The sequence below is a fragment of the Stenotrophomonas sp. ATs4 genome (genome assembly GCF_051861585.1).
In the GTDB taxonomy this organism is placed as follows: Bacteria; Pseudomonadota; Gammaproteobacteria; order Xanthomonadales; family Xanthomonadaceae; genus Stenotrophomonas; species Stenotrophomonas maltophilia_AS.
In genome coordinates this window covers 263,381-275,168 of record NZ_JBLYPK010000003.1, presented here as the reverse complement: position 1 = coordinate 275,168, position 11,788 = coordinate 263,381, and the positions used below count along the sequence as shown (strand labels likewise).

General features: G+C 67.2%; 8 protein-coding genes. 5 read left to right on the top strand and 3 right to left on the bottom strand.

Translation table 11 applies throughout. The annotated features are described in order from the left end of the window. Window positions 1-192 precede the first annotated feature (192 nt). On the top strand, window positions 193-1,884 hold the full coding sequence (gene asnB / locus ABR323_RS07350) for an asparagine synthase B (protein ID WP_439448809.1): 1,692 nt from the start codon (window positions 193-195) through the stop codon (window positions 1,882-1,884). An 84-nt stretch (window positions 1,885-1,968) separates the two neighbouring features. On the opposite strand, the gene ABR323_RS07345 is transcribed toward asnB, so the two are convergent. Further along, entirely contained in the window at window positions 1,969-4,296 is a 2,328-nt protein-coding gene (locus ABR323_RS07345) for a penicillin acylase family protein (RefSeq protein WP_439448808.1), read from the bottom strand. Between the two features lie 124 nt (window positions 4,297-4,420). On the opposite strand from ABR323_RS07345, the gene bfr reads away from it, so the two are divergent. Further along, window positions 4,421-4,909 (top strand): bacterioferritin, encoded by a 489-nt coding sequence (gene bfr, locus ABR323_RS07340; protein WP_135272893.1) that lies wholly within the window; start codon window positions 4,421-4,423, stop codon window positions 4,907-4,909. A gap of 390 nt (window positions 4,910-5,299) precedes the next feature. Here the strand turns inward: bfr and parC are convergent, their stop codons facing one another. After that, window positions 5,300-7,543 carry a DNA topoisomerase IV subunit A gene (gene parC, locus ABR323_RS07335; protein WP_439448807.1) on the bottom strand — a complete coding sequence of 748 codons (2,244 nt, stop codon included), beginning with the start codon at window positions 7,541-7,543 and terminating at the stop codon, window positions 5,300-5,302. Window positions 7,544-7,603: 60 nt separating this feature from the next. Further along, window positions 7,604-8,485 carry a helix-turn-helix domain-containing protein gene (locus ABR323_RS07330; RefSeq protein ID WP_439448806.1) on the bottom strand — a complete coding sequence of 294 codons (882 nt, stop codon included), beginning with the start codon at window positions 8,483-8,485 and terminating at the stop codon, window positions 7,604-7,606. 172 nt (window positions 8,486-8,657) lie between these two features. On the opposite strand from ABR323_RS07330, the gene emrR reads away from it, so the two are divergent. Genes emrR through emrA form a run of 3 tightly spaced genes read left to right on the top strand, consistent with a single transcriptional unit; the run spans window position 8,658 to window position 11,781 of the window. Further along, entirely contained in the window at window positions 8,658-9,101 is a 444-nt protein-coding gene (gene emrR, locus ABR323_RS07325; RefSeq protein ID WP_439448805.1) for a multidrug efflux system transcriptional regulator EmrR, read from the top strand. Beyond that, on the top strand, window positions 9,098-10,591 hold the full coding sequence (gene emrC / locus ABR323_RS07320; RefSeq protein WP_439448804.1) for a multidrug efflux transporter outer membrane subunit EmrC: 1,494 nt from the start codon (window positions 9,098-9,100) through the stop codon (window positions 10,589-10,591). The genes emrR and emrC overlap by 4 nt, the downstream gene beginning before the upstream one ends. Before the next feature lie 11 nt (window positions 10,592-10,602). After that, a complete protein-coding gene (gene emrA / locus ABR323_RS07315) occupies window positions 10,603-11,781 on the top strand; it encodes a multidrug efflux MFS transporter periplasmic adaptor subunit EmrA (RefSeq protein WP_439448803.1) in 1,179 nt (392 codons plus the stop codon). The last annotated feature ends 7 nt before the right edge of the window (window positions 11,782-11,788 follow it).

The following is an 11,788-nucleotide window of genomic DNA, read 5'->3' as shown; positions in this document are numbered from 1 at the left end:
TCTGCGCGCGAATAATCGTGCGCGGCCGATGCGGGACTGCGCCCTGGGTAGATAGACAGCAACATACGCCCGGACACCAGAAAACCCGCATCAGCCGATGCGGGTTTTTTTGTGCCCGGGCGCAGTCCCACCCGGGCCTGGTGGCCGGTCGAACACCTTCCCCCGTGAAATCCCCACAACAGGAGTTCTCCCATGTGTTCGATCTTCGGAATCTTCGGCCTGCAGGCCGGTGACGACCTTCCCGCCCTGCGCCGCCATGCACTGGAACTGTCGCAACGCCAGCGTCACCGCGGCCCTGACTGGAGCGGCGTGTACCTCGATGAAGGCGCGTTGCTGGTCCACGAGCGGCTGGCCATTGTCGATCCGGCCGGTGGCTCTCAACCGCTGCTGTCGGCCGATGGCCAGTTGGCGCTGGCGGTCAACGGTGAGATCTACAACCACCAGGCATTGAAGGCGGCGCTGACCACCGTCTACGACTTCCAGACCGGCTCGGACTGCGAGGTGATCAACGCGCTGTACCGCCAGGGCGGTTCGCCGGCGCAGTGGCTGGAACAGCTCAACGGCATCTTCGCTTTCGCGCTGTGGGACCGTGACAGCGGCCGGGTGCTGCTGGCGCGCGACCCGGTTGGCGTGGTGCCGCTGTACTGGGGCCACGATGCACAGGGCCGCCTGCGCGTGGCCTCGGAAATGAAAGCGTTGGTGGATACCTGCGCCGACGTCGGGCAGTTCCCGCCGGGCCACTACTTCGACAGCGCCAGTGGCGAACTGGTGCGCTACTACCAGCAGCCGTGGCGCGACTACGCCGACGTGCAGGGCCGCCAGGCCGATCTGGCCGAACTGCGCCAGGCCTTCGAGCAAGCAGTGGAACGCCAGTTGATGAGCGACGTGCCGTACGGTGTGTTGCTGTCCGGCGGCCTCGATTCGTCGCTGGTGGCCGCAGTGGCCGCACGCTATGCGCGCCGCCGTATCGAGGACGGTGGGCAGACCGAAGCCTGGTGGCCGCGCCTGCACTCGTTCGCGATCGGCTTGAAGGGCTCCCCCGATCTGGCTGCCGCTGCAATCGCTGCCGAAGCGCTGGGCACCGTGCATCACGGCTTCGAGTACACCTTCGAGGAAGGCCTCGATGCGCTGCCGGAAGTGATCCGCCACATCGAAACCTACGATGTCACCACCATCCGTGCCTCCACCCCGATGTTCCTGCTGGCACGGCGGATCAAGGCGATGGGCGTGAAGATGGTGCTGTCCGGCGAAGGCAGTGACGAGATATTCGGCGGCTACCTGTACTTCCACAAGGCACCGGATGCGCGTGAGTTCCACGATGAGCTGGTGCGCAAGCTCGATGCCCTGCACAACTACGACTGCCTGCGCGCCAACAAGTCGATGATGGCCTGGGGCGTGGAGCCGCGCGTGCCGTTCCTGGACCGCGAGTTCCTGGACGTGGCGATGCGCTTCGATGCTGCGCACAAGATGGTTGGCGCCGGTTTCGGCGGCCGTCGCATCGAGAAGGCGGTGTTGCGCGAAGCGTTCGATGGCTACCTGCCCGACAGCATCCTGTGGCGGCAGAAAGAGCAGTTCAGCGATGGCGTCGGCTACGGCTGGATCGACGGTCTGAAGGCGCATGCCGAGGCGCAGGTCAGCGACCGCGTGTTGGCGGCGGCCGACAAGCGCTTCCCGCACAACCCGCCGCAGACCAAGGAGGCGTACTACTACCGCCACCTGTTCGAGCAGTTCTTCCCGAGCCGTGCGGCCGCCGAGACCGTGCCGGGCGGCAAGTCGATTGCCTGTTCGTCGCCGGCGGCCATTGCATGGGATGCCAGCTTCGCTGCGGCTGCAGATCCTTCTGGCCGCGCGATTGCCGGCGTGCATGAGCAGGCGCTGGCGTAGAACAGGGGGTAATGCCGTCCGCTGGCCGGCAGCGGCAGGGGGGCAGATCCCTTTTCCTCTGGAAAGGGGATCTGACCCCGGTCGTCAACGTGCAGGCACCAGCGTCATCGTGTGCTGCGCCTTGCCGGGCAGGAACGGCGTCGGCCGCCCATGCACCCAGTCTTCGTGGCCGGCGCCCCAGTACGGGGAGAGCGGATGGCCGCTCTGGCCGCCGGGCATCTGCACGATGCCGTCGGCCTCGTGACCGGGCGAAACCACCATGCGCTCGGAGGCGCCGAAGTTCGGCGTCTGCACCCGGGGCATGTCACGGTCGCCGGGCAGGGCATCGGCGGGCATGCACAGCCAGCGTTTGGCGATTTCCGGCAACGCCCGGGCGATGGGATGGCAAATGGCAGCGGTGTTGCGCTCGCCCCAGCTGCGCTCGGCCAGCGGCCCCTGCTTGGACAGCTCACTCTCGGTACGGCGTGCAGCGTCGATCAGCAACGCATCCCAGCTGTCAAAGGCCGGTGGCAACAGGTTGGCCGGGCGCTGCTGCAGCATGGGCCAGGCCACGCCCTCCAGTTGTGCCAGGCGCGGATCCAGATAGTCATCGCCCAGCTGCGCGTTGGCCGGGGCCAGCAGCGCATCGGACAGGGTTTCCATCACGTGGGTGCGGAACTCGCGCACCACGCGGTAGCTGACCGAGCTGGTCGAGGCGCGGCCGCCCCATTGGTGGCTTACGGACTTCAACTGCTTCAGTGCAGGATCGTCACTGCGTTCGATGACGTCGTGCAGCAGGGCCCACCAGCGCTGCAGGAACACGGCGCGATCATCGAGCTGGATCGCCAGCAGGTCGTGTTCGTCGAAACGCTCCTGGATCGCCAGCAGGTCGCGGATCTGGCGTGCACGGGCACCGAGGTCGTAACCGCCATTGCCGACACTGGCCAGCGCCTCCCCATCGAGCACGCGACCGTTGGCGGTCCAAAGTCGATGGTTGGGGGGATCGATCAGCGCGGGTGACGCGTCGCTGCGGATCGGCCAGGGTGCGCAGTGCTGGTTGTTGGCGGCCGTGAAGCCTGCCGGTGCACAGCCGGGGCCTCGGTCGGGGCGGGCGCCGATCAGGCGCCAGGCGATGCGTCCGCTGCGGTCGCCGACCACCAGGTTCTGTGCAGGAATGCCGGCGCGGTCGGCGAAGTGCAGGGCAGCGTCCAGATCACCGGCACGGGCCAGGTCACCGAAGTCCAGGCGCACCGCGCCGGGCAGGTGGGCGACCCAGCGCAGCGCATCGCCGCTGCCATCGGCATGGCTGTGCAGGATCGGGCCCCAGGCGGTTTCGCGCACCGGGAACAGCACGTCGGCCTGGCCAGCCACGGCGATGCGTTCTTCATGCACGGTCACTGCGGCGTTGGCCGGTTCAGTACGGTAATCGGCGGTGTCGATGTAGCTGTTGGTGAAGCCCCAGGCCACGTGCCCGTTGCTGCCGACGATCACCGCCGGCAGGCCGGGCAGCGAGAAGCCGGTGACGTCGACCTGGCCGCCCGCAGCCTGCGGGTCGGGATAACGCAGGCGCACACGGAACCACAGGCCGGGTGCGCGCAGGCCCAGGTGCATGTCGTCGGCGACGATCGCGCGGCCGTCGGCAGTGAGCGCGCCGGCCACCGCGAAATTGTTGCTGCCGATGACGTCCGCCTCTTCCTGCTCGGTGCCCGGTTTTCCCTTCAACGTGCGCAGATCCAGCTGGCTGGCATCGGGCAGGGTGGCGTTGCCGGTGGGCTCGCCGAACAGCGGCGCATCCCATTCGGTGCCGTCGTGGGCAATCAGCGCGTACAACGCCGGCGGCACCACCGCGCGGATACGGCTCAGTGCAAGCTCGGTCTGGTTGTTCGGGTCCTGCAGGTCGGCATACATGGCCAAGCCGGCCAGCACGCTGTCACTGGCCTGCCACGGCTGTGGCGATTGCCGCAGCAGTAGGTAGGCCCACGGCCGCACGGAGAGATCGGTCAGACCCCCGTTGACGCCGTCCACATAGGCGCGCACGACCGCGCCGTTGTCGCCCAGTGCGGCATCCAGATGCGCTTCGGTGCGTGCGCGCAGGCGATGCACGCGCATGCGCTTGTCGGCGTCGACGGCCTTGGGTCCGAACAGCGCCGACAGCTCACCAGCGGCACTGCGGCGCATCAGGTCCATTTCGAAATAGCGTTCCTGCGCATGCACGCGGCCGAGTGCGCGCATCGCGTCGGCCTGGCTGCCGGCGGTGATGGTCACCACGCCCAGTGCATCGCGCTCGACGGTGACCGGTTTGCCCAGCCCCGGCAGCGCATGTTCGCCGTCCAGGTCGGCCAGGCTGCCACGCAGCAGCAGCCACAGGACCAGTGCGGTAACCAGCACGATGGCGATCAACACGCCCAGCACCCAACGCCATGTACGTCGCATCGCACGTCCTTTCCGAACTCGTGGGCTGATTGTAGCCGCAGGCGCAACTGCGACTGATTCCGATTAGATCACCGTATTTTGAAATGCGGCACCCTATGCCACATCGATTCACAGGAGCCCCCCCATGAAAGGCAACCCGGACGTCATCGCCTGCCTGAAGGAACTGCTGCGCGGCGAGCTTGCTGCCCGTGACCAGTACTTCATCCATTCCCGCCGCTACGAGGACCAGGGCCTGTTCGCGCTGTACGAACGCCTGAACCACGAGATGGAAGAGGAAACCCAGCACGCCGATGCGCTGCTGCGCCGGATCCTGTTCCTCGGCGGCGACCCGGACATGCGCCCGCACGCCACCGAGCCGGGCAAGACCGTGGAAGAGATGCTGCAGAAGGACCTGGATACTGAATACGCGGTCCGGAACAATCTCGCCGCCGGCATGAAGCTGTGCGAAGAGAAGGGCGACTACGTGAGCCGCGACATGCTGCTTGCGCAGCTGAAGGACACCGAGGAAGACCATGCCTGGTGGCTGGAGCAGCAGCTGGGCCTGATCAAGCGCATCGGCCTGGAGCTGTACCAGCTGAGCAAGATCGACGGCAGCGGCGCCCCGGCGCACTGACCGCAGGTGGCGCCGGGCCATGCCCGGCGACTACCCGGTAGAGCCGACCGCTGGTCGGCTGCGGTACCTGATGTAAAGCCAAGCCATGCTTGGCTGCATTTCGCAGAACAGCCGACCAGCGGTCGGCTCTACCAGCAGCACAGCGTTCTGTCGCCCGCCAGCACCGGAGCACCGCCAGCCAGCTTTCGCCCGCCAGCCGCTCCACCGCCCGCCAGCCGACAACGAAAAAGCCGGGGAATGCCCCGGCTTTTTCGTGTCCGGGTTCGGATCCGTTTTCAACGAAAACGGCTCTGACCCCATTGGGATCGAAAACGCCAACCGAGGTTGGCGTCTACCGGGGCAAGGCGTGTCAACCAAGGTTGACACCCACCAGGGGCAGGGCCCCAGCCCTCATTCCACCGACAGCCCTTCCACCTTCTGCCAGCCGCGCGGGAGCAGGTGGCCGCGGGTGGCACGGGCGCCGAGGTAGGCATCCAGCTCGTTGAACTTCAGGCCCATGGTGCGCTGGCCGCTGCGCACCTGCAGGGTCTGCCCCGGGCTGATTGCCACGATGGCGACCACGCGTTCGGTGGCGAGCTTGGCCTTGGGGATCTCGATGATCTTGTTGCCCTTGCCCTTGTCCAGTTCCGGCAGGTCGTTGGCGGCGATTGCCAGCAGGTTGCCGGAACTGGTTACGGCCACGATGCGGTCGGTGGCGACGTTGGCCACCACCGACGGGGTCAGCACCGTGGAGCCGGCCGACAGGTTCAGCATCGCCTTGCCGGCCTTGTTGCGGCCGATCAGGTTCTCGAAGCGGGTGACGAAGCCGTAGCCGTGGGTGGAGGCCAGCACGAAGCGGGTGTCCGGCTCGGCGCTGGCCAAGGTCACGAAGCTGGTGCCAGCGGCTGGCGAGAAGCGGCCGGTCAGCGGTTCACCGTTGCCGCGCGCGGAGGGCAGGGTGTGCACCGGTGTGGAGTAGGCACGGCCCTCGCTGTCGAGGAACGCGACCTGCTGCGTGCTGCGCGCACGCACCGCACCCTGCAGCGCGTCGCCATCGCGGTAGGACAGGGTGGAGGCATCGATGTCGTGGCCCTTGGCCGCGCGGATCCAGCCCTTTTCGGACATCACCACCGTCATCGGCTCGCTCGGCACCAGCTCGGTCTCGTCGATGGCCTGCGCGGCCTGGCGCTGCACCAGCGGCGAGCGGCGTGCGTCGCCGAACTTCTTGGCGTCGGCGGTCAGCTCATCGCGGATCAGCTTCTTCAGCTTGGCCTTGCTGTCGAGGATGCCGAGGATCTTCTCGCGCTCCTTGGCCAGCTCGTCCTGCTCGCCACGGATCTTCATCTCTTCCAGGCGGGCCAGCTGCTTCAGCTTGGTTTCCAGGATGTAATCGGCCTGGTCGTCGGACAGGCCGAAGCGCGCGATCAGCGCAGCCTTCGGTTCGTCCTCGGTACGGATGATGTGGATCACCTCGTCCAGGTTGAGGAAGGCCACCAGCAGGCCTTCCAACAGGTGCATGCGGCGCTCGACCTTCTGCAGGCGGTGCTGCAGGCGGCGGGTGACGGTGTTGCTGCGGAAAGTCAGCCATTCGCTGAGCAGCATCTTCAGGTTCTTCACCTGCGGACGGCCGTCCAGCCCGATCACGTTGAGGTTGACGCGGTAGCTGCGCTCCATGTCCGTGGTCGCGAACAGGTGGCCCATCAGCTGGTCGGCGTCGACGCGGTTGGAACGCGGCACCAGCACCACGCGCACCGGGTTGGCGTGGTCGGACTCATCGCGGATGTCCTCCAGCCACGGCAGCTTCTTGGCGCGCATCTGTGCGGCGATCTGCTCGATCACCTTCGACGGCGACACCTGGAACGGCAGCGCGGTAACCACCACGTTGTGCGCTTCCTTGATGAAGGTGGCACGCGCACGCACGCTGCCGTTGCCGGTCTCGTACATGTTCCGCAGGTCGTTGGCCGGGGTGATGATCTCGGCACTGGACGGGTAGTCCGGGCCCTGCACGTGCTCGCACAGGTCGCGCACGCTGGCGTCGGGGTTGTCCAGCAGATGCAGCAGCGCGCTGACGATCTCGTTGAGATTGTGTGGCGGTACGTCGGTGGCCATGCCCACGGCGATGCCGGTGGTGCCGTTGAGCAGCAGGTGTGGCAGCCGCGCCGGCATCCAGGTCGGTTCCTGCAGGGTGCCGTCGAAGTTCGGTGCCCAGTCGGTGGTGCCCTGGCCCAGTTCGCCCAGCAGCACTTCGGCGATCGGGGTCAGCTTGGATTCGGTGTAGCGCATCGCCGCGAACGACTTCGGGTCGTCGCTGGAGCCGAAGTTGCCCTGGCCTTCGATCAGCGGATAACGGTACGAGAACGGCTGTGCCATCAGCACCAGCGCCTCGTAGCACGCGCTGTCGCCGTGGGGATGGTATTTACCGATGACGTCACCGACGGTGCGCGCGGACTTCTTCGGCTTGGACGCGGCATTCAGGCCCAGCTCGCTCATCGAATAGATGATGCGGCGCTGCACCGGCTTCAGGCCGTCGCCGATGAACGGCAGGGCGCGGTCCAGGACCACATACATCGAGTAGTCGAGGTAGGCGCGTTCGGCGTACTCACGCAGCGGCAGTTGTTCGAATCCGTGGAACACGGGGCGGGCAAGATCGGTCATGCGGCGTTGTTACCTATTGTCGGGAGGCGGCGACGGCGGTCGCCGCTCGCAATCCTGTGATTATCCGGATGCGGCCGGGGATGCCAAGCCGCGCGCAGGGTCCAGACCGGTTTCCAGGCCATGCCCGGCCCGCGCCAGGTAGCGCCCGGGCGGCAAACCGAAGTGACGGCGGAACACGGTAACGAAGGCGCTGGCGCTGCTGAAGCCCAGTGCATGGGCGATATCGGCCACGCTGCGGCCCTCGCTGAGCTGGCGCAGCGCCTCGGCCAGGCGGGCCTGCTGCCGCCACTGGGCGAAGCTGAGCGTGGTCTCGTCGCGGAAGTGACGGGTCAGGCTGCGCGGCGACAGGCCGGCCCAGTGCGCCCATTCGGCCAGGCTGCGCTCGTCGGACGGGTCGGCCAGCAGCTGCGAGGCGATCTTCAGCAGGCGACGGTCGTGCGGCATCGGCAGGTGCATGCGCTGGCGCGGGGCGGTGCGGATCTCGTCCAGCAGTACATCGATGATGTGCTGGCGCTCGGCGGTAGTGTCGTAGCCCAGCGGCCATTCGCAGATGCGATCGGCCAGCGCCTGGGCCAGCTTGGACAGGCCCAGCACGCACGGGTCGGCGGGCAGGGCGGAACAGGCCTGTGCGGCCACTGCCATGCCCCAGCCACGCAAAGGGCCGTCCAGGGTGACAGTGTGCGGTTCCAGCGGCGGCATCCAGCCGGCCGAACCCGGCGCCAGCGACCAGGTGCCATGCGAGGTGCGCGTGGTCAGCAGGCCGCGTTCGACGCAGATCAACTGCGCGCGCTGATGGTGGTGCCAGTCCACTTCACGGACCAGACCTTGCGGGCTGTCAAAGCGGAAAGCGACCACCGGTGGGCCGTCGTTGCGCTCGAACCAGTCCAGCGCGTCCTCGCGGAGCAGGCGCTTGGGAGGGGGGATTTCTGCCTTGTTCATCATATCCGCTGGCTGAAATGTGTCATCCATTGGCTTAATTGTACTACCGGGCCAGCTGAGTGGGCCATTAAGGTGAGCGCCTTCACTGATCCAGCCCACTGCTGCAACACAGCATTCGATGCCAGATCGAATATTTCCATTGAGAAATATTATTTTTGGAAGAGAATGCTCCCCCATGATCTGTCCTGCAACCACTACCCCCAGCTTCGGCCTGCTGCTGCGCCAGGTGCGCGACGGCCTGGTCCGCCAGCTCGACGCGTCCATGGCCGAAGAAGACCTCGGCATCGGCTTCACCCATTACATCGGGCTGAAGGTGCTTTCGAACATGGCCCCGTGTACCGCCAACGAACTGGCCCAGGCCATCGACCAGGTTCCCAGCGCCGTCACCCGCTTGCTGGACAAGCTGGAAGCGCTGGGCTGCGTGCGCCGCGAGCAGCATGCCCAGGACCGGCGTGCGCTGCAGATCGTGCTGACCGATGAAGGCCGCGCGCTGTGGGCGCGGCTGAAGCTGCGCGGCGACGCGGTGATGGATTACGCACTGCGTGATCTTGCCGCCGACGAGCGCACGCTGCTGCTGTCCCTTCTCACCCGAATCCGCGATTCCCTGACGACCCCATGAACCCGATCCCGCATTCCACTCTCCGCCGGTCCGGGCGCGCGCTGCTGGTATCAGCGCTGGCCTTGGCCCTGGCCGCCTGCGCCAGCAGTCGCGGCCTCAACCCGCAGGGCCACGTGCTCGATGTGGACAGCCTGCACAGCGAACGTACCCTGGCCGACACCGACCTGAGCGCCACCGGTTTCCCGGCACAGGACTGGTGGAAGGCACTGGGCGATGCACAGCTGGACGCGCTGGTCGCCGAAGGCCTGGCCGGTCACCCGAGCCTGGACGCTGCCGATGCGCGACTGCGCCAGGCCCAGTCCCAGGTCGGTACCGCGCGTGCTGACCGCCTGCCCAGCCTGTCCGTGTCCGGTGGCTACACCGGCCTGCGCCTGCCCGAATCGATGGCGGGCAGTGAGATGGGTGGGCATTACGCTGGCAGCAGCCGGGTCGCCTTCGACTTCAGCTATGGCGTGGACCTGTGGGGCGGCAAGCGCGCCGCCTGGGAAGCCGCCGTGGATGGCGCCCATGCCGCCACTGTTGAAGCCCAGGCCGCCCGCCTGAACCTGTCCACCGGCATCGCCCAGGCCTACGCCGACCTGGCCTATGCGTGGCAGCTCAACGATGTGGCCGAGGAAGAGCTGGGCCGCTCGCAGAAGTCGCTGCAGCTGACCCGCCAGCGCCGCAGCGCGGGCATCGACAGCGACCTGCAGGTGCGCCAGGCCGAGGCCCGCGTGCCCGCCGCACAGCAGCAGGTGCTGGCCGCGCAGCAGCGCATCGACGCCGCCCGCACCGCGCTGGCCGCGCTGGTCGGCAAGGGCCCGGACCGTGGACTGTCGATCCAGCGTCCGCAGGCATTGAACCCGATGGCACTGCAACTGCCGGGCGTGCTGCCCAGCGAACTGCTCGGCCGTCGTCCCGACATCGTGGCCGCGCGCTGGCGCGTGGAAGCGGCCGACAAGCAGATCAAGGTTGCCAGGACCAAGTTCTACCCGAGCTTCAACCTGACCGCATTGGCTGGCGTGGTCGCCCCGAACGTGGGTGACCTGCTGAAGAGCAGCTCCACCTTCGCCTATATCGGCCCGGCGCTGAGCCTGCCGATCTTCGAAGGCGGCAAGCTGCGCGCCAACCTGGCCAATACCGATGCGCAGTACGACCTGGCGGTGGCCAACTATAACCAGGCCGTGCTTGATGCACTGCGCGACGTGGCCGACCAGGTCAACGCGGTGCGCTCGCTGGCACAGCAGTCGCACGCGCAGCAGCAAGCGGTGGACACCGCACGTTCCGCGTTCGACCTGGCCCAGCAGCGCTACCGCGCCGGCATTGGCAGCTACCTGGACGTGCTGACCGCGCAGTCCACCCTGCTGCAGTCGCAGCAGCAACTGGCCGGCCTGCAGTCGCAGCAGGTACAGACCTCTGTGCGCCTGAGCAAGGCGCTGGGCGGTGGTTTCCAGCCCAGTGACGCCGATCGCGCACCGATCGCCTCCCATTCCGATTCCTCGCATTCCTGAAGACCTCCGCCATGAGCCAGACCCAAGACACCGCGGCCCCGGCCGCCTCCAACCGCCGCGGCAACCTGCTGCGCGGCCTGTTCGTGATCGTCGTGCTGCTGCTTGCCGCACTGGCGCTGTGGTACTTCATGTTCGGTCGTTGGTTCGAAGAAACCGACGATGCCTACGTGCAGGGCAACCAGGTGCAGATCACCCCGCTGGTGGCCGGAACCGTGGTCGCCATCAACGCCGATGACGGCATGCGCGTGGAGCGCGGCCAGCTGCTGGTGCAGCTGGACCCGTCCGACACCTCGGTGGCGCTGCAGCAGGCCGAAGCAAACCTGGCCAAGACCGTGCGCCAGACCCGTGGTCTGTACCGCAGCGTGGAAGGCGCGCAGGCGGATTTGAACGCCCGCCAGGTGACCCTGAAGCGCGTGCGCGACGACTTCGCCCGCCGCAAGGATCTGGCTGTCACCGGCGCCATCTCCAACGAAGAACTGGCCCATGCTCGTGACGAGTTGGCCGCTGCCGAAGCCGCCGTGGCCGGTTCGCGCGAGACCGTCGAGCGCAACCGCGCACTGGTCGACGACACCGTGATCGCCACCCAGCCGGACGTGCAGGCCGCTGCCGCGCAGCTGCGCCAGGCCTTCCTCAACAACGCCCGCGCCGGCATCGTCGCGCCGGTTACCGGCTACGTCGCCCGTCGTTCGGTGCAGGTCGGCCAGCGCGTACAGCCGGGCAATGCGCTGATGGCCGTGGTGCCGACCGAACAGATGTGGGTCGAAGCCAACTTCAAGGAAACCCAGCTGCGCCACATGCGCCTGGGCCAGGAAGTGGAGCTGAAGTCGGACCTGTACGCCGGCGACGTGAAGTACAAGGGCCGCATCCAGAGCCTGGGCCTGGGCACTGGCTCGGCGTTCTCGCTGCTGCCGGCGCAGAATGCCAGCGGCAACTGGATCAAGATCGTGCAGCGCGTGCCGGTACGCATCGCCATCGATGCCAAGCAGCTGGCCGACCACCCGCTGCGCATCGGCCTGTCGATGAAGGCCGAAGTGAGCCTGCGCGACCAGAAGGGCGAAGTGCTGCCGAGCACCCCGGCCAAGGGCACGGTGTTCGACACCGACGTGTATGCCAAGCAGCTGCATGATGCCGACGAGGTGATCCACACGATCATCCAGGGCAACCTGCCGCAGCAGACGAAGGTGGGCTGAGGTCGCC